Origin of the sequence: Pusillibacter faecalis (assembly GCF_018408705.1) — a bacterium.
GTDB lineage: Bacteria > Bacillota > Clostridia > Oscillospirales > Oscillospiraceae > Oscillibacter > Oscillibacter faecalis.
Map to the genome: position 1 here is coordinate 96721 of NZ_AP023421.1, position 20863 is coordinate 117583.

18 protein-coding genes are annotated in these 20863 nt (G+C 54.1%); 13 read left to right on the forward strand and 5 right to left on the reverse strand.

The features are described from left to right. Positions 1-145: 145 nt before the first annotated feature. The 4 genes from KJS55_RS15050 to KJS55_RS15065 all read left to right on the forward strand — a co-directional run bounded on the left by KJS55_RS15050 (position 146) and on the right by KJS55_RS15065 (position 5266). Positions 146-1297, forward strand: coding sequence for an isocitrate/isopropylmalate dehydrogenase family protein (locus KJS55_RS15050; protein WP_187028670.1), 1152 nt, complete (start codon positions 146-148; stop codon positions 1295-1297). A gap of 204 nt (positions 1298-1501) precedes the next feature. After that, the gene (locus KJS55_RS15055) at positions 1502-2905 is read left to right on the forward strand and encodes a YfcC family protein (protein ID WP_213543752.1); all 1404 of its coding nucleotides are present in this window, start codon (positions 1502-1504) and stop codon (positions 2903-2905) included. Between the two features lie 17 nt (positions 2906-2922). Then, on the forward strand, positions 2923-4221 hold the full coding sequence (locus KJS55_RS15060; RefSeq protein ID WP_213543753.1) for a M20/M25/M40 family metallo-hydrolase: 1299 nt from the start codon (positions 2923-2925) through the stop codon (positions 4219-4221). A 142-nt stretch (positions 4222-4363) separates the two neighbouring features. After that, a complete protein-coding gene (locus KJS55_RS15065) occupies positions 4364-5266 on the forward strand; it encodes a tocopherol cyclase family protein (RefSeq protein ID WP_213543754.1) in 903 nt (300 codons plus the stop codon). 104 nt (positions 5267-5370) lie between these two features. On the opposite strand, the gene KJS55_RS15070 is transcribed toward KJS55_RS15065, so the two are convergent. Continuing rightward, positions 5371-6822, reverse strand: a complete 1452-nt coding sequence (locus tag KJS55_RS15070) for a sodium/glutamate symporter family protein (protein WP_213543755.1) — start codon at positions 6820-6822, stop codon at positions 5371-5373. Positions 6823-7155: 333 nt separating this feature from the next. Beyond that, positions 7156-8115 carry a LysR family transcriptional regulator gene (locus KJS55_RS15075; RefSeq protein WP_213543756.1) on the reverse strand — a complete coding sequence of 320 codons (960 nt, stop codon included), beginning with the start codon at positions 8113-8115 and terminating at the stop codon, positions 7156-7158. A gap of 223 nt (positions 8116-8338) precedes the next feature. Between KJS55_RS15075 and KJS55_RS15080 the strand changes: the two genes are divergently transcribed. The 4 genes from KJS55_RS15080 (at position 8339) to KJS55_RS15095 (ending at position 12587) form a co-directional block, all read left to right on the forward strand. After that, positions 8339-9277, forward strand: a complete 939-nt coding sequence (locus KJS55_RS15080) for an alpha/beta hydrolase (protein WP_187028658.1) — start codon at positions 8339-8341, stop codon at positions 9275-9277. Positions 9278-9757: 480 nt separating this feature from the next. Then, the gene (locus KJS55_RS15085; RefSeq protein ID WP_228300577.1) at positions 9758-10804 is read left to right on the forward strand and encodes an ABC transporter substrate-binding protein; all 1047 of its coding nucleotides are present in this window, start codon (positions 9758-9760) and stop codon (positions 10802-10804) included. 70 nt (positions 10805-10874) lie between these two features. After that, positions 10875-11798 carry an ABC transporter permease gene (locus KJS55_RS15090; protein WP_213543757.1) on the forward strand — a complete coding sequence of 308 codons (924 nt, stop codon included), beginning with the start codon at positions 10875-10877 and terminating at the stop codon, positions 11796-11798. A gap of 3 nt (positions 11799-11801) precedes the next feature. After that, the gene (locus tag KJS55_RS15095; protein WP_213543758.1) at positions 11802-12587 is read left to right on the forward strand and encodes an ABC transporter ATP-binding protein; all 786 of its coding nucleotides are present in this window, start codon (positions 11802-11804) and stop codon (positions 12585-12587) included. 209 nt (positions 12588-12796) lie between these two features. Here the strand turns inward: KJS55_RS15095 and KJS55_RS15100 are convergent, their stop codons facing one another. From KJS55_RS15100 to KJS55_RS15110, 3 genes are all read right to left on the reverse strand, one after another. Next, a complete protein-coding gene (locus KJS55_RS15100) occupies positions 12797-13972 on the reverse strand; it encodes an NAD(P)-dependent malic enzyme (protein WP_213543759.1) in 1176 nt (391 codons plus the stop codon). Positions 13973-14134: 162 nt separating this feature from the next. After that, positions 14135-14332: an alpha/beta-type small acid-soluble spore protein gene (locus KJS55_RS15105; protein WP_187028650.1), complete on the reverse strand. Its 198-nt coding sequence runs from the start codon at positions 14330-14332 to the stop codon at positions 14135-14137. A gap of 119 nt (positions 14333-14451) precedes the next feature. Next, on the reverse strand, positions 14452-14889 hold the full coding sequence (locus KJS55_RS15110; protein ID WP_213543760.1) for an RrF2 family transcriptional regulator: 438 nt from the start codon (positions 14887-14889) through the stop codon (positions 14452-14454). Positions 14890-15064: 175 nt separating this feature from the next. On the opposite strand from KJS55_RS15110, the gene glmM reads away from it, so the two are divergent. From glmM to KJS55_RS15135, 5 genes are all read left to right on the forward strand, one after another. Then, a complete protein-coding gene (gene glmM, locus KJS55_RS15115) occupies positions 15065-16429 on the forward strand; it encodes a phosphoglucosamine mutase (protein WP_187028646.1) in 1365 nt (454 codons plus the stop codon). 237 nt (positions 16430-16666) lie between these two features. Then, positions 16667-17701, forward strand: coding sequence for a LacI family DNA-binding transcriptional regulator (locus tag KJS55_RS15120; protein WP_213543761.1), 1035 nt, complete (start codon positions 16667-16669; stop codon positions 17699-17701). A gap of 31 nt (positions 17702-17732) precedes the next feature. Continuing rightward, on the forward strand, positions 17733-19064 hold the full coding sequence (locus tag KJS55_RS15125) for an ABC transporter substrate-binding protein (protein WP_213543762.1): 1332 nt from the start codon (positions 17733-17735) through the stop codon (positions 19062-19064). Between the two features lie 103 nt (positions 19065-19167). After that, positions 19168-20019, forward strand: a complete 852-nt coding sequence (locus KJS55_RS15130) for a carbohydrate ABC transporter permease (RefSeq protein WP_213543763.1) — start codon at positions 19168-19170, stop codon at positions 20017-20019. Continuing rightward, entirely contained in the window at positions 20019-20858 is an 840-nt protein-coding gene (locus KJS55_RS15135) for a carbohydrate ABC transporter permease (protein WP_187029131.1), read from the forward strand. The genes KJS55_RS15130 and KJS55_RS15135 overlap by 1 nt, the downstream gene beginning before the upstream one ends. Positions 20859-20863: the final 5 nt, after the last annotated feature.

The following is a 20863-nucleotide window of genomic DNA, read 5'->3' on the forward strand; positions in this document are numbered from 1 at the left end:
AAGCAGTCCTCTATTTTTATAATATTTATAAAAAATGTAATTAAAATAAAAATTTTGTTGACATTTTTAATTCGTGTGATAATATTTATATATATTTTAAATAATGAAGCCAAAGTGAAATTTAAAAGGAAAGAGGCGGATTCCTATGAAGCAGTATCAAATTGCAGTCTTGGAGGGAGACGGGATTGGTCCCGAGATCATCCGAGAGGGTGTGAAGGTTTTACGGGCCGCAGCTGAGATCGGGGGTATCTCTCTGGGGCTGAACTACTATCCCTACGGCGCGGAGCACTATCTAAAAACAGGGGAGATTCTTCCGGATGCCGCTATCCGCGAATTTCGGGACAGCAACGCTATTTACTTTGGAGCGGCCGGAGACCCGCAGGTGGCTCCCGGCATTTTGGAAGTCGGTCTGATCCTAAAAATTCGCTTTGACCTGGACCAGTACATCAACCTGCGTCCCATCAAGCTCTACCCCAATGTCTGGACGCCGTTGAAAACGGAAGCTCCCATCGACTTCTATGTGATCCGGGAAAACGCGGAGGACTTTTATAACGGCATGGGTGCAATCTTCCGCAGCAATGGCCAGAGGGACCAGACTCATCATTGCGAAATGTCTATGAAGCGGGTACCCTATCAGATCAACATGACACTGGACAGCCGGATGGACGCGTCGGATGATTATGCGGTGGCTATGGGGGTGATCACCCGGCAGGGTGCTGAGCGGGCCATGAGGTACTCCTTTGAGCTGGCCAGGGCGAAGGGAAAGAAAAAGGTCACGGCCGTAGACAAGGTGAATGTGTTGCCCCATGTTTATGGCCTGTGGAGGGAAGTCTTTGCCGAGGTAGCTAGGGATTATCCAGAGATTGAAACAGAGAACAGCTTTGCTGACGCTACTGCCATGTGGTTTGTGAAGAATCCGGAGAATTACGGCGTGGTGGTGATGCCAAACCTCTTCGGGGATGTGATTACGGACTTGGGGGCAGAGATTACCGGTGGCTTGGGCTTTGCGGCAGGAGGAAATATCAATCCCAAGGGCGTGTCTATGTTTGAGCCGATTCATGGCTCCGCTCCTAAATACAAGGGATTGAACGTGATTAACCCGGTGGCTACCATTCTCTCCGGCGGGATGTTGCTGGAGAACATCGGCGAGCAGGCGCTGGGGGAGTTGGTGGAACGCGCCGTGACAGAAGTCCTGCGAGAAGGGCGCGTCCGCACCAAGGATATGGGCGGAACCTCGACTACCTCGGACATGGGCGACGCCATCGCCGCCAAGGTGCGGGAGTTGGGAAGAAGCTGAAGCCTCAGACGATGGCTTCATGAAGGGAGGTAAAGCAACCGGCACAATGGATTTGCTGATACACTTAAAACAATAGAGACTTCCTTTTTCAATGCAATCCTTTTGCATGGCAGATGGCACGTCCATTTGCTGAGAGACCGCATGCTAAGAGTTCTGTAAGATGCTGTTTACTCGAAAGTTGTGTGTAGAAAGGTGTGGTGGAAAATGAAAAACGGACAGACCCTGACCTCTGAAAAGAAAAAAAGAGAGATTGTTCATGTCTATGTACTCTTGTTTGCTATGTGTATTGTTGTGGCGCTTTTGACCTATGTGATTCCCGCGGGTTCCTATGAAAGGGAAAACGTAGATGGACAAACCATTGTGGTAGCAGGCTCTTACCAGCTGGAAGAGAGAGACCCAATCGGGATTTTTGATCTCTTCAACAGTGTGGCCAAGGGCTGGAGCCAGTCTGCCTCAATTATTTTCCTGGTTTTCATGGTGGGAGGCGCCATCAAGGTGATTGAAGATACCGGTGTGATTGACAAGGTGTTGACCAACTCCATGGGGAAACTCCGCGGGAAAGAGGAGGGCATTGTCATTTTGGTCTCTCTGATCCTCTCAATCATGGGCTGTACAGGCACCTTTTCAACGGCAAATATTGCAATTGTTCCCATTGCCCTTGCATTTTCCAGGAAGCTTGGGTATGATCGCTTCCTGGCATTTGCCCTATCCTATTTGGCGGTCAATGCAGGTTTTTCCGCAGGAGAAGTCAGCATTTTCACCACCAGTATTGCACAGGAAATTGCAGAAGTGGACCAGTTCTCCGGAATGGGGCTTCGAGTTGCAGAACACGTGATTTTCTTTGCCATATACTGTGTATTCATCGTGCGGTATATGCGTGCGATTCGGAAGGACCCCTCCCGCTCTATCGCACCCTTTGACGATACGGAAGAGCAACCGGACGACTCTGTTTTAGAGGGGAGTCGGCTGACGGTACACCAGGTTTTGGCAGGGCTGGTCCTTATCGCGGGCTTTGCCTGGCTGATCTATGGTGCCACAGTCCAAAACATGTCCACCACGGAGCTGACCACAATTTTCTTCTTTATGGCGGTATTCGGGGGAATCCTTGGCGGGTTGGGGATCAACGGAACCGCGAAGTCTTTTGCAAAAGGATTGGCCGGCATTGCAAGCGGCGCTTTGATTGTGGGAATGGCAAAGGCGATTTCCGTGGTGATGACCGACGGCGGCATTATCGACTCGGTTGTATATTACCTGACCATGCCGATTGCCGCTGTTGGCAGTATCATGGGAGCCGGGATTATGTTCCTCTTTAATCTCTGCTTCAACTTGCTGATTTCCTCCGGTTCCGGACAGGCGGTGGCAGTGATGCCGATCATGGTACCGATCTCCGATCTGACGGGAATTACCCGGCAAGTAGCGGTTGAGGCTTTTAAGCTGGGGGATGGACTCTCCAATATCATTGTGCCGACAGCCGGAGCCATGATGGCGTGCTTGGGGATTGCCAAGGTGCCATATGGAAAATACGTCAAACGGATTATGCCCTACTTTTTGGTTACGGTGGCTGTTGCATTGGTCATTGTAATCGGAGCGCAGATGGTGGGCTGGTAAAGAGAAAGGTGTTGCGTATGAAACGCTCAAAACGACTATTTCAATATATGCAGGACCATCAACAGGAATTTTTGGAGGTTCTGGAAGGGGCCGTGCGGCGGGAGAGTCCCACGGAGGGAGACCCAAATGACCTGATTGCCTGCAGGGACTACTTTGCCGGACTTTTTCGGGAGATTGGGTTCCATGTGACCACGGTAAAGAGCTTGGACCCCCGGTTCGCAGATCACCTGCTGGTGGAGTACGGCGCGGGCGCGGGCCGTGCCGCAGAGGAGCTTGCTCAATGGCTTAAGACACGTGGACGGTTTCCTGTGCCGCAGTGGGAACCGTCTGTCGGCGGGGCTTCCCGACAGCTGCTCTTTGGCGGACATTACGATACGGTCCATGAGAAGGGCGTCTTTGGAGACAGCCTCTGGAACATTGAGGGAGATCACGCCATCGGCCCCGGGATTCTGGACATGAAGAGCGGCGATGTGCAGGTGTATTTGATTGCAAAAGCTTTCCAGGACCTGGGCCTGATGCCGGAGGGAGCGCGGCTCGCATTCCTGCTTACCTCAGACGAGGAAGCTGGAAGTTATGGCTCCAGCGCGCTCTATCAGGCTTTGGCGGCCAGAAGCAAGGCGGCCTTCATTATGGAGAGCAGCGTGGGCGTGGAAGGGGACTATATCGGCGGCCTGAAATGCGGACGTTTTGGCAGGGGGAACTATACCTTCCGGGCCCACGGTACACCCTACCACTCCGGACTGAACCCGACTCTGGCGGAGAGCGGGCTCATTGAGCTTGCCAGACAGGCGGTTCGACTGGAGAACATGACCTATTTTGACAAGATGAATCCGCAGACCAGCGAGCCGGAGACTCTGACCATAGGCTGTACATGCCTCCAATCCGGAAACGCCGGATGGCCCACGGTCCCCGGCGATGGCACTTTGACAATTGACGCCCGATATTCCAATGCGGCCATGGCGGAGCGGTACGATCAGCTGTTCCAAAATCTGGATGCATTTAATCCCAAGGTCCACATCACCACGGAGGGAGGGATTGAGAAACCGCCCTTTGACAAGGACCTGCCTGGAAACCGAGCGCTGCAGGTCCTGGCAAAAGAGGTGGGCGGAGAGCTGGGGATCGAGATGCATCCAAGCGTTGTGCGGGGCGGAAGCGACGGAAACTTTACCGCCTCCACTGGTTGCCCCACGCTGGACGGTATGGGGACAACGGGCGGCCACGTCCATCAGCTTGGAGAGTATATCAACCTGAGCCACTTAGCGTTCCGCAGCGCTTTCACGGCAGAGATGGCTCTGCGGGTTCTGGAATCCAACTGAAATTTTGTAAAGCTCTTTACAAGCTCTGAAACCGCGTGCTGACCATCTCCTTTTAGTCGGCGCGCGGTTCCTTTTTTCAGATTGACCTTTCTCCGGACGGTTTGAAGAGGCGATCTATGTGGAAAGCTGGAGGTGAGGTGATTTGAAAATGGCAACCTATTACCACGGGGCCACCCGGCGTAGAAGCTATTTTGAAGGGTGGTATTTGAAGCACCAGACCCAGAGCGGCCGTGCGCTGAGTCTGATTCCGGCCCTGCACATAGACGCAGAGGGAAGGCGTACCGCATCTTTGCAGGTCATCACAGAGAATGCGTGCTGGTGGCTGGAATATCCGGAGCTTTTGGCAGAGGAACGGCGGTTCCGGATTCAACTGGGGGAGAACCTGTTTGACAGCGAGGGAGTGCGTCTTCAGATCCGGCAGCAGGAGCTTACCCTCACCGGCAGCTTGTCCTATGGCCGTTTCACGCCTCTTCGGTCAGACATCATGGGCCCATTCCGTCTTCTTGGGGGAATGGAGTGTGCCCACGGCGTAATCAGCATGGGGCATTCTCTGCACGGGACCCTGGTGCTGAACGGCGAGATGCTGGACTTTTCCCAGGGAACCGGATATATAGAGACCGACCGGGGACGTTCCTTTCCAAGCACATACCTGTGGGCCCAGAGTATTTGGCAGGACGGTGGTACCAGTTTGATGCTGGCGGTGGCTGCGATCCCGATGGGAATCGGAGGATTTACCGGCTGTATCTGCGTTCTTTGCCATGACGGCAGGGAATACCGGCTGGCCACGTACCGGGGGGTTCGGATTGAGCGGTGGTCCTCCTCCGGTGCCATGCTCCGGCAGGGAAGGTACCGTTTGGCGGTGGACGTGCTGGAAGGGAAGGGGCATCCTCTGCGGGCACCGGTCCAGGGAGAAATGAGCCGGACCATTCATGAGAGTCTCGGCACAGTGCTGCGGGTCCGGTTTTGGATAGGGAAAGAGCTGGTATTGGATCATACGGATCACCACGCCGGCTTTGAGTATGCGGTGACAGCTTCGAAAGGCTGACACAGCGCTGCCGTGCTGGCATGGCTGCGGGGCGCGCCTGAAGGATTTTCCACAAAAATGCTGCCCGCCGCTTTTGCGGCGGGCAGTGAAGAGGGCAGCGGGCCTTATTCGTCAACGGGTTCTCCCATGCGCTGATAACATTTTCCGTCCTGATATTTTTCACCCTTGTTGATATCAAAGGTCTTCTTTCCCCAGACGCCAACAACCCGCATAAAGACCAAATAGATGACGATCACCAGAATCATTGTGATGAGGAATAGCTTTAATCCCATCGTCCCGGCAGAATATGCAAGGATGGCGGGCATGACATACAGGGATGCCGGAAGGTTCACTGCGTTAGAGGGGCCAAGCTCTGCGGCGGTGGTGGTATCGTTGTTGGGGTCCACAATCCGGGTCAGGGCAAGGCCGGTGGCATTGGTTCCGGTGGCCGTTCCCCACTCGGCCAGGGTGCGCTCAAAGTCGTTGCGGCCGCCAAAGCGGGCACCGAAATACCGGATGGTCACCCAGGTGATCCATGTGGTTGCTATGGAAATGATGGCAATAGGAACCAGCCATTTGGCAAGGAACTGCAGGTCAATTGCCAGGAACGTGGCCATAACCATCAAGTCTGTGCAGGCGTTGGTGATGCGGGTTTGAGTGCCACGGTCCAGATACTTGTGAAGTCCCAGCTTACCCATCAAAAAGCGGATGATATACGCGGCGACCATACCCCAGAAAAAGAAAATGGTTGAACCAAGGGTCATCCCGGAGCCGATTTGAATCTTGTCTAGGGAGATACACAGTACCTTGCCGCAGATCCAGCAAAGACCAGTCAGGGCCAGATGAAAGGTCATTGTGTCCAGATTTCCGCCATAGGTAGTAATTTTTCCGTAGGTTTCCTGCTTTTCCGGGGGAAAGAAGCCCACCCGCAGCTCCTCGCTCATTTCTGCCTTGGAGCAGGCGATTCCCTGTTTGATGCCCTTCTTGGCAAAGGGAACGCCTAACAAAAAAGCCACGATAAAACCGATGGCGGAGAACATGATGCCAACCTGAATGGCACCGGTCCATCCGGCGGCCTCCATCCCGGAACCAAATGTGACCGCCTGCCCAGGGCCTTGTGCGAAGGCGAAGGATATCGTCAGGCCATATACTGGGTCCATATCCCAGATGCCGCCGATGAGATATAAGATACCAAAGCCGATCAGCGCCTGGAAAGCATAGGCCAACGCCCAGTAAGATCCCATGCCGAAGATGCCGGAGAGCTGGCTGTCCCCCATTTTGCGGCGGAGTTCCCGGATGCTGAAGCTGCGTTTGTCCCTCTTTTTTTCTTCGGCCTTAGCTGCCACAGTGATGCCGAGGTTGATGAACATAAAGTTATACATCTGCCCGGAAATCAGTGAGTAGTCGGCCGTGGTGGTCCAGGGAAGCCCTACGGTATTGATGATGACACAGCCAATGACTCCGCCGATCAGACACGCGGGCACCAACATGTTGCCGATGGGTTTGATCTTTGCACGTATGATAACTGCCAACAAGAAAAATGCGCCAATCCATCCAACTGCTGTCATAACTCCCATTTATAAATTCTCCCTTCTTTCTATACGGAAAAGCTCTGGCTGCATGCACAGACCGACCCCTCCTACCTATCATTATAGCGGCGGTCTTTTCGCTTTTCCATAAGATAAAAGTTATAGCTTCATTCACTTTGCAGCATAAGGCCTCATACACCCTGGAGCTTCCATAACAACAGGGAAAGTCAGTGGAGTACGGAGCCTCGCGTATCTGGGGGCTTTGCCCGCGCGATGGAATCCAGCGCCGTACTGCCTCTGACGGAACGAGTCCATTTCAGCATGGCCGTATAAAACAGGGCCGCAGGAGTTGTCCTGCGGCCTGAATTCAAGAAAATGGAGTTAGGAGTAGGATTCATCCATATGCCACTGAACCTCTCGCCATTCCTCGCAAAAAAGCTTAAAAAGGATGGACATATCTGGCCTTTGAGCATCAGATTTTCGCCAAAGAGCATAGACATGCCGGATGGGAAGAGTCCCCTCTGTCCGGCAGTAACAGGTGTCCTCCCTGGGGTCAGCTTTGGCCAGCCGTTCGTTGATAAAGCAAATGCCCAGCCCCTTGGCAACCAAAGCCCTTGCAATGTCAATATTATCCTCATAGATCATAGTGCGCTGCGGATAAAGACCCTCTGCCTGAAAGAAACTGTTCGCCATCTCGTAGAGCCTGGTGCCCTCTGTACTGAGAATAAAATGCTGGCTTCTCAAATCCTGCGGACTCAGATAGGGAAAATCGTCTTTCAAATCAAATCTTGCTTTCCGCAAGACTGGATTTTGAGCCGAGACAGCCAGTAAAAGCCGCTCGCTGCACAGGTGGTGCCGGGTCAAAGCTGGGTCCAATCTGGCGTCGGGAGTCAATGTGACCACAGCGACGTCTACTTCTCCGGACAAGAGCTTTTTGATCAACTCGTCATCCGAGGCAATGGTTGAGCGTAGTTCAACCTGAATTCCGGAATTGGAAAAATTAAATAATGTTTTGGAAAGAGTCGCCGTGCTCCGCATAGGTGTCAGGCCAAGCATAAACCGCTTCCGGGGCAGCCCATCGCCGCAGCAGCGTTTCAAATCCGCCAACATCTCCCTTTGCAGCTCAATTGCTTGGCGGGCATAGAGCAGGTATCGTTTCCCTTCTACGGTGGGCTTTAAGCCAGTGGATGTGCGCTGAAAGATTTTGCAGCCGATGGAGCTTTCCACAGAGGCAATGCTTTTGCTCAAGGAGGGCTGGGACATGTACAAAATCTCCGCAGCCTTGGAAATACTTCCGGTTTCCTCCACGGTCAACAGATATTCCAGCTTTTCCAATCCCATGTGCAGCCTCCTTGCAAACCCGTTTTCATATTCCTGATGGCTGATCGACAAACGGCAGTTTGTACAGAACAGATACTTTAGTATATACCTCTTCCAGACTTTTTTCAAATCCTGTAAGAATCTATATAACAAAAAAGTAATAGCCGCATAGCTTTTCGCCTATTGCATAAGCTCCGCCTGATTTGCTATGCTGATTGTGAACATACGACAGGAGTTGATGAGGATGCCGCTTGATCCGCAGGTTGCCGCCCATTATGCCGCACAAAGGGCAACAGGGGATATCACGCAGCCAATCAGTATTGAGGAAATCCGCGCGAATGCAGATCGTATCTACAATGACAAGAGCCGGTCTCCGCAGGTATTTGACGTACAGGACACGGTGATTCCCGGTCCGTGCGGGGGAGTTCCCGTGCGAATTTATACGCCCGGGGAAGAGGATGGATATCCAGCACTCATCTATTTCCACGGCGGCGGCTTTATCATGCATAACATCGCAAGCCACGACTCCCTCTGCCGACAGCTTTGCAAGGTGTGCGGCTGCGTGGTGGTGAATGTTGGGTACCGTCTGGCGCCTGAGCATCCCTATCCGGCCTGTATGGAGGACGGATATACGGCGCTGCAGTGGGTCCACGACAATGCCGCACGTTGGAGAATGGACCGGACGAGGATCGCCCTGGCCGGTGACAGCGCGGGGGCAAATATCAGCGCGGTGGTCAGTCTTTTAGCCAGGGACCGGCATGGGCCGGACGTCAAGCTGCAAATTCTCTGCTACGGGTCCGGCGGATGTCTCTCCGATGAGAAGTCTGAGTCCATGCAGGCATTTTCCGGGGGAGGCTATGTGCTCTCCAAGGCGTTTATGTCCATGGCTTTTCAGCTCTATACCCAGGGGAAGGCGGAGCCGGAGGACCCCTATCTCAATCCAGGAAGGGCAAAGAATCTATCTGGTCTTCCCAAAAGCTATGTGATCACAGCAGAATATGACCCGCTGCGAGATGACGGGGAAGCGTTTGCAAAGCGGCTGCTGGAGGCGGGCAATGATGTGACGCTCTTCCGCGTTCCCGGAATGATGCACGGCTTTTTGTTGTTATGGGAGGAATTTGATCGGGCACAGCGGGTCATTGACAGCATTGGCACTATGGTGAAGGAGACCTTTTCCTGCTGACTGGTTGAGCTCCCTGAGAGAGACCGCCGAAAAAAAATGTGAGGCCCGCTTGACAAAACCGGTTTGGCGATGCTATAATACACCAAACCGTTGAGGAAGAGTGAGTAAGCTTCGTCTCCTTTTCACCAGAGAGCCGCCGATGCTGGGAACGCGGCGAAAAGCATGAAGCTGAATGGACTTCCGAGGGCAATCAGAAACCGGTCCGCGGTGGATCGGGAGTATGTGCGACGGAGTTGGACCCTCCGTGAAAAAAGGCCGGCATATGTTGGTATGCGCAGAGTGGACGTGTTTTGGACACGTCAAGCCGGGTGGCACCGCAGGAGTTTTTTCCTGTCCCAGCTTTTTGATAAGCTGGGACAGTTTTTTTATGTTCAGGAGGGATTTCATGTTTCTCAAGTTCAAACGATGGCGCCCATGAGCCGAAGCACTTTATCCAAACGATTCAGATTTATCATTTTCATGAAGAAAGGACATACTGTTATGAAAAAGTATTTTGCAATGCTGTTGGCTGTTGCCATGCTCCTGACCGCCTGCGGCGGGGATTCTAACACCTCTGAAAATACTGGGGACACCTCTGCTACCTACAAGGTGGGTATCTGCAACTATGTGGATGACGCCTCTTTAAACCAGATTGTGGAAAACCTTCAAACGCAGCTGGAGGCACTGGGGAAAGAGCATGATGTTACATTTGAGATCTCTTATGATATCTGCAATGCCGATGCCAACGTACTCAACCAGATCATTGCGAACTTTATTGCCGATGATGTGGATTTGATGGTGGGTGTGGCCACTCCTGTAGCGATGGCGATGCAGGCCGCTACGGAGGACGATCCGATTCCTGTGGTATTTTCTGCCGTCTCCGATCCCGTCAGCACCGGACTGGTGGCCAGCCTGGAGGCCCCCGGCGCCAATCTGACCGGCACCTCCGACTATCTGGACACCAACGCAGTGATGAGCCTGATTCTGGCTGCGGACCCCGATGTGCAGACAGTGGGCCTGCTCTATGATCAGGGCCAGGACTCCGCCGCCACCCCCATCGCCCACGCCAAGGAATTTCTGGACGCCAACGGCATCCGTTATGTGGAGCGTACTGGCACCACCACTGATGAGGTGATGCTGGCTGCCGAGGCCCTGGTGACGGACGGGGTGGATGCAGTGTTTACCCCCACGGATAATACCATCATGACGGCCGAACTGGCCATTTATGAGACCTTTATTGAGGCCGGGATTCCCCATTACACGGGAGCAGATTCCTTTGCTCTGAACGGCGCCTTCCTGGGCTATGGCGTGGACTATGCCAACCTGGGCGTGGAGACTGCCAATATGGTGGCGGATATCCTGCTGAACGGTGCTGATCCCGCCTCCACGCCGGTGATGACCTTTGACAATGGTACCGCCACGATCAACACGGAGACCTGCGCGGCACTGGGCATGGATTATGACGAAATGGCGGAGCTGTTCACACCGCTTTGCACCAAGGTTGCGCCCATCACCACCGCGGAGAGCTTTGAGGACCTGGCGCAGTAAGCGTTTGAGGAAAAGCAGGGGAGAATTTCCCCCTGCTTTTCGCTGAGTGGGAAGAAGAGGAGGCAACCACATGGACTTTTCTCTGATACAGACTGCCCTGGAACTGGGGCTGATCTGCTCGTTGACGGTGTTGGCGCTGTTTTTGAGCTATTCGATGCTCAATGTCTGCGACCTCTCTACAGACGGATGCTTTACGCTGGGAGCCGCCGTGGGAGCGGTGGTGGCGATTTCCGGCCACCCCTATCTGGCGTTGCCGGCGGCGATGGCGGCTGGGGTGTGCTCCGGCTATGTCACCGCACTGCTGCAAACTCGAATGGGCGTGAACAGCCTGTTAGCTGGTATTATTGTAAACACAGGGCTTTACTCCATCAACATTTGGGTGATGAGCGGAAAATCCCTGCTGAACTTAAATAAGACAGACACAGTCTTTACCAAGACCAAGGCGCTTTTGGAGAACACCCCCTTGGAGGGTCAACAGTCCCTGGTGGTGGCGGCGGTGGCTGTCATCCTGGTGATCCTTTTTCTGGCGGCATTTTTAAATACCAGACTGGGACTGGCTATTCGGGCTACCGGCAACAATCCGGACATGGTACGATCTTCTTCCATCAATCCGGTGTTTACTACAACCGTTGGCCTGTGCGTTGCCAACGCCTTTACCGGTCTCTCCGGCTGTCTTCTGGGACAGATGCAAAAGTCTGTGAATATCGACATCGGCAGCGGCATGGTCACAATTGCCCTGGCGTCGCTTCTGATCGGGGGAACCTTTTTAGGGCGGGGCGGCATCCTGCTGCGGGCTGTGGGCATGGTGTTTGGCTCCTTCATCTTCCGGCTGGTCTATACCGTGGCACTGCGGTTTGATATGCCCGCCTACATGCTGAAGCTGGTTTCCTCTCTAATCATCATTCTTGCGATTTCCGGACCCTATCTGCGGGGACAGTGGCCTGTTGTGCGCCGCAGACTGGCCCATCATCAGGCAAAAAAGGAGGGGCAGTAAGTCATGCTGCGGATTGCGCATATTTATAAAACCTTTAACCCCGGGACCGTCAATGAGAAAAAGGCGCTGGTGGATTTGTCCTTGGAGTTAAAAGCTGGGGACTTTGCGACCATCATTGGCTCCAACGGGGCTGGGAAGTCTACACTCTTCAACGCGATCTCTGGCAGCTTCTTCACAGACGCAGGTTCTATTGAGCTGGCAGGGCAGGATATCACCTTCCAGCCGGAGTATCAGCGGGCCAGGAAGATCGGTCGGTTGTTCCAGGACCCCATGCGGGGCAGTGCGCCCGGAATGACGATTGAGGAAAATCTGGCCCTGGCGGCCGGCAGCGGTGGCTGGTTCTCACACATGACCAAAAAGGACCGTCAGCGCTTCCGGGATCGGCTGGCTCTGCTGGACATGGGACTGGAGGACCGGATGAAGCAGCCGGTGGGTCTGCTCTCCGGCGGCCAGCGTCAGGCGCTGACGTTGATGATGGCCACGATGAATCCGCCGAAGCTGCTGCTTCTGGATGAACACACGGCGGCGCTGGACCCTGGAGCGGCGGAAAAGGTGCTGAACATCACCCGCCGGATTGTAGAGGAGGAGAACCTTACCTGCCTGATGGTGACACACAACATGGAGTCGGCTCTGGCCCTGGGAAACCGGACGCTGATGATGAATCAAGGTCGGATTCTCTTTGACGTGTCCGGCGAGGAACGCAAGGGCCTCACGGTGGCGGACCTGCTCCTCCGCTTCAAGGCGGAGGCCGGTAAGAATCTGGACAACGACCGCATGCTCCTTGGATAACAGACAAGAAAGCGGATGCCTTTTCAAAGGAAAGACATCCGCTTCTTTTATAGAGGAACTCCTGTTAAGGAAAAATTCTTTACAGAGAGAAGCGCTTGCATAAACACTCAGCTTTCAGCATTCTCCATACCACATAGCTAACGCGACCCTTGGGATGTTTTACCAGACTCCCAGAGCGAACAAACTTTCTTTTTGCCGTACTGTTTCTTTCAAGAAAAAGTACGGGCGACGCCGGAATCCTGAGCGGCCTGCTCCACAGCAGCGGCTACAGCATCCTTGACCCGGGGGTCAAAGGCAGCAGGGATGATATAATCGGCGGAGAGATCCTCGCCAACCAAGCTGGACAAAGCGCGCGCGGCAGCGAGCTTCATGGTGTCGTTAATGTCGCTGGCACGTGCGTCCAGAGCACCGCGGAAAACACCGGGGAAGGCCAGCACATTGTTGATCTGATTGGGATAATCGCTGCGGCCTGTGGCTACCACCGCCGCGCCGCCAGCCTTGGCATCGTCAGGGAAGATCTCAGGCGTTGGGTTCGCACAAGCAAAGATGATAGCACCGGGGGCCATGCTCCGAACCATCTCCGTGGTGACGGCGCCAGGGGCGGACACGCCGATCAGAATATCAGATCCTACAAGCATATCTGCAAGGGTACCACGCCTTCTCTCCAGATTTGTGACCTGGGCCATTTCTGCCTTGATCCAGTTCAGCCCCTCCCGGCCGACGTAAATGGCCCCGTTTCGGTCGCAGAGTGTGACATGCCCTGCTCCGGCCGAGAGCAGCAGCTTTGTGATGGAAATGGCTGCCGCACCCGCGCCGTTGATGACAATCCGCACGTCCTCCAGACGCTTCCCAACCAACTTCAGAGCGTTAGAGAGTCCCGCCAGCGTGATGATGGCAGTACCGTGCTGGTCATCATGGAAGATGGGGATGTCGCAGCGCCCCTTCAGCTTCCGCTCAATTTCAAAACAGCGGGGAGCGGAGATATCCTCCAGATTCACGCCGCCAAAAGATCCAGCCAGCAGTGCCACGGTGTTGACGATGTCATCCACATCGTGGCTCCGGATACACAGGGGAATAGCGTCTACATCACCAAAGGCCTTGAAGAGAACGCACTTACCTTCCATAACAGGCATGCCGGCCTCCGGACCAATATCACCCAGCCCCAGAACAGCGGAGCCGTCTGTGACCACGGCGACCGTGTTCCAGCGTCGGGTTAGCTCGTAGCTTTTGTGGGGATTCTTCTGAATTTCTAGGCAGGGTTGGGCGACACCGGGGGTATAGGCCAGAGATAAAGCATCCTTACTGTCTACCGCCGCACGCGGAGTGATTTCCAGCTTTCCCTTCCACGCATAGTGCAGGCGCAGGGATTCTTCTGCGTAATCCATAGTTTGTGCGCTCCTCTCCATTATCCATCAACAGTATGCGGCTTTATTGTACGGGAATTTTATTGGGATGTCAATTCCAAAAGCTGACCGCAGCAGGGGAATCCCAAGGTAAAACACGGACCGGCCCAATCAGGCCGGTCCGCGTTTCAATCCAGGGAAAAGTTACAGGCTCTTCTCGTAGGACTCGATCATCTTCTTGACCATCTGGCCGCCGACAGAGCCGGCCTCGCGAGAGGTCAGGTCGCCATTGTAGCCCTCCTTCAGGTTGACGCCAACCTCGGAAGCAGCCTCCATCTTGAACTTATCCATAGCCGCACGAGCCTCGGGAACATTGATCTTATTGCTATTCTTGCTAGACATAACTGTTTCTCCTTTTCATTCATCAAACTGTTCGCTGTTTGGGTATCGCGAGCATAGTTTGACTCGAAAAGGCGGGAATATGCCGCTTTTTTGTTGGAAAGTCCTGTTGCTTTTGGAAATCAGGACAATTTGCTTTTTTTCAGCTTACGTTGACGCTCCTTTAGTAGATCCGCCAGCGTATAGCGATCCAGATATTCATTTACCGTTGCATAAAGACCTGCCCAAAAGTCCAGAGTCGAGCACTCGCCACAGAGCTCACAGCGATTTTCTGCGCCCGCCAAGCAAGCCACCGGTGCTAAATTTCCCTCTGTCAGGCGGAGGATTTCACCGACCGTATATGCCTTTGGCTCTCGCGCAAGGCGATAGCCGCCCTGGGCGCCGCGGCCGCTGTGGAGGAGGCCGGCTTTTGCCAGCATGCCAGCGATTTGCTCCAGATATTTTGGCGAAATTTTCTGCCGCTCCGCAACATCTTTCAAGGAGACATATCCATCCTGGTCATAAGCGGCTAAGTCTGTCATCAACCGCAGGGCATACCGGCCCTTTGTGGAAATTTTCATAGCAGTACCTCCTTCGTTCCTCTATTTTGACATAGGATCAGTAGGATTTCAAGTGGTTTCCATGCCCATTCCGATTTGATTGCCGGAATCCTCTGGACATTTTCAATGGCACAGAGTATGATAGAACAAACCGGCAGGCCGGTGTGAATTTTAAGATACATGATGGAGTGACAATATGGGAAGATATTTTGGAACGGACGGTTTCCGAGGCAAGGCGAATGAGGAGCTGACTGCCCAGCATGCCTATGAAATCGGACGCTTTCTGGGATGGTACTATGGACGCAATGAGCGGGCGCGCATTGTAGTAGGCAAGGATACCCGCCGCTCCAGCTACATGCTGGAGTACGCGATCAGCGCTGGAATTACTGCCTCTGGCGCGGATGTGTATCTGCTGCATGTGACCACAACACCCTCGGTGTCCTATGTAGCCCGGACGGATGGTTTTGACTGCGGCGTGATGATTTCCGCCAGTCACAATCCCTTCTATGATAATGGCATCAAATTGATGAACCGGGAAGGGGAGAAGATGGACGAAGCGACAATCTCCCTGGTGGAAGATTATCTGGACGGCCATCTAGAGGTGGACGGTGTTCGGTGGCCGGAGCTGCCGCTGGCAGCGGGAGCGGAGATTGGTAGTGTGGTGGATCACAGTGCCGGGCGGAACCGCTACATGGGTTACCTGATCTCGTTGGGGATGTACTCCTTTAAGGGAAAGAAGGTGGCTTTGGACTGTGCCAACGGCAGCGCCTGGAGCATCGCGCCCCATATTTTCGAGGCATTGGGAGCAGAAGTAGCTGTCATCAATAACCGGCCCAATGGGCTGAATATCAATGATAACGCCGGCTCTACCCATATCGGCGGCCTACAGAAATTTGTGGTGGAGAACAGCATGGATGTAGGTTTCGCCTATGATGGCGACGCGGACCGCTGCCTGGCGGTGGATGAGACCGGAGCGCTGGTAGACGGCGATAAAATCATGTATCTCTATAGTTGTTATATGAAAGAGCGGGAAAAGCTGAAAAATAACACGGTGGTTACAACGGTGATGAGCAATTTTGGACTGTACAAGGCCCTGGACCAGGTTGGAATCGGCTATGCCAAGACCGCGGTAGGGGATAAGTATGTCTATGAGCACATGGTGCAGCACGGGGACCGTATTGGAGGCGAGCAGTCCGGGCATATTATTTTTTCCCGCTACGCCCGCACCGGAGATGGAATTTTGACCTCTTTGAAGGTAATGGAGGTCATGCTGGCAAAAAAGGAGCGGTTGAGCAAGCTGGTGGAGCCAGTGACGATCTATCCTCAGGTTCTGATCAATGTGCGGGTTCGGGATAAGCGGACTGCTCAGGAGGACCCTGCTGTACAGGCTGCGGTGGAATCCGTGGCACAGGCTTTGGGCGATAACGGCCGGATACTGGTACGGGAGTCTGGCACAGAGCCCTTGGTGCGGGTCATGGTGGAGGCTGAGAGCGAGCAGCGCTGTCAGGAACTGGCCGAACAGGTTGCTGCAGTGATCCGCAGCCAGGGACATGCGATTTGAAGGAAGTGAAAACAGTATGCCCCGGAAGAGATGGCATCTTCCGGGGCATACTGTTTTTAGGAGATATTCCAAAAAGAATTTATGTGAGTGTTTTGGAAAAGAGAGAAACTTTGTGCCAGATGACAAAACCGACAAAAATGTATTGACAAAGACACGTTATCTAGACTATTATAAATAAAGATAAAGACTGGAAACGTTCCCGGTAACGTTTTATTTGGTAGAGAGGCGGTGCTTGACATGACGATACGCGACATCGCAAAACGATGCAGCGTCTCCGTCAGCACAGTCTCCAGGGTCTTGAATAATCACCCGGATGTCAGCGCCGCCAGCCGGGCCAGGGTTCTGGAGGCGGTGCGGGAGGCCCACTATGTCCCCAACAATAGCGCAAGAGATTTGGTCCGTCCACAGTCGGATGGTATCGGCCTAGTGGTGCGTGGTGTGGGCAACCCATTTTTTACAGGTGTGATTCAGGCAATTGAGAGAGCCATTGGCGGTGCGGGCTACAATTTAGTGCTCCACCAGATCCGCTCCGAGGGGGACGAGCTGCGTGCTGGCGCAGAGCTTGCCAGGTCCCGGCGTCTGCTGGGGCTGGTTCTTCTGGGAGGACGGTTTGATTACACGCCGGAGCAGGTGGCGCTTCTGGACGTGCCATTCGTCTGCTGTTCCTACACCAACAGCTTTGGAAGCTTGGCGAAGGATGCCTACTCCTCTGTGACGATTGACGATCAGCGGGAGGCATGTCGTGCAGTACGCCTGCTGACGGAGCAGGGACACCAGCGAATCGCCATTTTGCTGGATTCCACGCAGGATTCCTCCATCAGCCAGCTGCGGTACATGGGCTACCGGCAGGCACTGGAGGAGAGCGGCCTGCTCTTGGACAAGTCGCTGATCGGGGAGACGGGAAGCTTTGACATGGCAGCGGCATATGAGACTGCGGCGCGGCTCCTGGCCGGCAGAAGGGATGTGACGGCGGTGTTCGCCATCGCGGACTCCATAGCCGTTGCGGCGATGAAGGCCTTGCATGATCTGGGGCGGCGTGTACCGGAGGACTGCTCTGTGGTATCTATTGACGGTATTGAGATGTCGGCCTACACCGTGCCGGCGCTCACCACCCTGGCCCAGCCCCAGGAGGAGATGGGGGAGCGCGCTGTCCGCATTCTGGTGGACATGATTGAGGGACGGGGCAGAAACCAGCACGTGTTGCTGAAAACTGCGCTGCGCCCAGGCGAAACGATTGCACCTTATCAGGTTTTTGCATCCGGGAGGATGTGAAAATAAATTTTAAATAAGGAGATTGAAGAAGATGAAAAAAGCGTTCGCACTCTTGCTGACCCTGGCGATGACGCTGTCTCTGGCCGCCTGCGGCGGAAACAGCGGAGACACCGAAGACACCTCTGGCAGCGACGCCGCCGGCGAAGTTTACTACCTGAACTTCAAGCCAGAGGCCGACGACCAGTGGCAGGAGCTGGCCAAGCTCTATACGGAGGAGACTGGCGTCCCTGTCACTGTGGTCACTGCGGCCTCCAACACCTATGAGCAGAACCTTACCAGCGACATGGCCAAGGATAACCCGCCCACACTTTTCCATGTGAACGGTCAGAACGGCCTTTTGAACTGGAAGGACTATTGCTATGATCTGACCGGTTCCGCCGTTTTGGGCGAGCTGACCAACGACGCCTACGCACTGAAGGACGGCGATGCGACGTTAGCCATCGCCATGGCTGTAGAGTCCTATGGTCTGATTGTCAACAAGACCCTGCTGGCCGAGGCCGGCTACACGGTGGAGGAGATCCAGTCTTTTGAGGATTTGAAGGCCGTGGCCGAGGACATCACCGCCCGAAAGGACGAGCTGGGTTTCTCCGCCTTCTCCTCCGCTGGCATGGACGGCTCCTCCAACTGGCGCTATCAAACCCACCTTGCGAACCTGCCGATCTATTTTGAGTATGAGGACAAGGGCATTACCTCCACAGATGCCATCGAGGGCACGTACCTCGACAACTACAAGGCCATCTTTGACCTGTATATCAATAACTCCACCTGTGAGCCCGCTGTCCTGGCAAGCAAGACCGGCGATGACAGCCGCAACGAGTTCCTGGCCGGCGAGGCCGTATTTTTCCAGAATGGTTCCTGGGAGTACAGCAACCTGGTAGGTGAGGGCAAGTTCACTGATGACGATCTGGCTATGATCCCTATCTACATCGGTGTGGGAGATGAAGCCAATCAGGGTCTTTGCACCGGTACGGAGAACTACTGGGCGGTCAACGCGAATGCCTCACCGGAGAACATCCAGGCGACGCTGGACTTCCTGTATTGGTGTGTCACCTCTGAAACCGGTACTAAGGCTATGGGCGGCGGCGAGGGCGCTATGCCTTCCGGCGGGGCCGGTATGGGATTTGTCATTCCCTTCAAGGGCGCTGTGGAGTCCAGTAACCTCTTCATGAAGCAGAATGACGAGTATACCGCAGCGGGCAAGGTTCCCGTGCGCTGGGATTTCACCACCATGCCCTCTCAAACCTGGAAGGACGATCTGGCCTCCGCTCTGACCGCCTATGCCGCCGGCACCGGCGACTGGGACGGAGTGGTGTCCGCATTCGTGGACAACTGGGCCAGCGAGTACGCACTGCTGGGCGGCTGAGCTGCACGGAGTCAATGAGATATTCAGACGGGGTGGGCGTTTCCGCCCGCCCCGTCCGTTTTTCGCCTCAGGCGAAGACTGCTGAAATCACGGGAGGGAGTTTATGGAAAAAGCAATCAAACGATACTGGCCGGTCTTCGTCGTACCGACGCTGGCGGCTTTTCTGATCGGGTTTGTCTGGCCCTTTTTGCAGGGGCTGTATTTGTCTTTTTGCAAATTTATCACGGTGGACAATGCCCAGTGGAATGGCGTGAAAAACTATATGTATGCTTTGACGGAGGCCGATTTCCTTCACTCCTTCTGGTTTACCGCGCTCTTTACAGTGGTGTCCACCATTTGTATTAACGCGGCGGCGTTTGCCATTGCCCTGGCGTTGACTCGCGGCATCAAGGGAACCAATGTGTTCCGCTCAGTATTTTTTATGCCGAATCTGATCGGCGGCATTGTACTGGGCTATATTTGGAATATCCTTTTAAACTGCCTGCTGACCCTGCTGGGAAAGCCGCTTTTATCCCTGCACGCGCCCTATGGCTTCATCGGCCTGGTGATCCTGATGTGCTGGCAGCAGATCGGCTATATGATGATCATCTATATTGCGGGCCTGCAGTCCATTCCAAACGACTATCTGGAGGCTGCCCGCATTGACGGTGCCACGGACCGTCAGATTCTATGGCGCATCAAGATTCCCAACGTCATGCCCTCTATCACCATTTGTCTCTTTTTGTCTCTGACCAATGGCTTTAAGCTCTTTGACCAGAATCTGGCTCTGACCGGAGGAGAGCCCGGCCACATGACTGAGATGCTGGCCCTGAATATTTATAACACCTTCTATGGCCGCTCTGGCCCTGCTTGGCGAGGCTATGGCCAGGCTAAGGCGGTTATCTTCTGCATCCTGGTGATTGTGATCTCTTTGATCCAGCTCCGGGCAACCCGCTCCAAGGAGGTGCAGCAGTGATGAAGACACATGCCATGCGTGACCGGATATTGTCTGCTTTTCTTGCGATTCTCAGCCTGGCCTGGGTGTATCCAGTAGTCATGATTTTGCTGAATTCCTTAAAAAAGGAAACTGCCATCACAACAGGAACCGCCTTTGAGATTCCCACTGCCGAGACCTTTGGAGGATTGGAGAACTATATGAACGCCATCCAGTCCCAGGGCTTCCCCGCGGCTTTTTGGAATACGCTGGTGATTACCCTCACATCGGTGGTGCTGATCTTAATCTGCTGCTCCATGTGCGCGTGGTTTATTACCCGGGTGAAAACCTGGTATTCCAAGGCACTCTACTATCTCTTTGTATTCTCCATGGTAGTCCCGTTCCAGATGGTGATGTTTACCCTGTCCTCCACAGCCAACCGGCTGAATTTGGACACGCCGTACAGTATCTGCATCATCTATTTGGGCTTTGGCGCGGGACTGGCTGTGTTTATGTTTTGTGGTTTTATGAAATCGGTCCCCATTGAGGTGGAGGAGGCCGCGATGATCGACGGCTGCGGCCCGGTGCGTACCTTCTTCTTAGTGGTGCTCCCGATTTTGAAGCCTACGCTGATTTCCGTCGGCATTCTGGAGACGATGTGGCTGTGGAATGACTACCTGCTGCCCTATCTGTCTCTGGATCGCACAAAATATATGACAGTCCCTATTTTAATTCAGTATTTCCGCGGCAGCTTCGGCAAGGTGGAGATGGGGCCCATGATGGCCAGCATCATGCTGAACATCATCCCCATCATCGTGGTCTATCTCCTGTGCCAGAAGCATATCATCAAGGGCGTTGCGGCCGGCGCGGTGAAAGGATGAAAGAA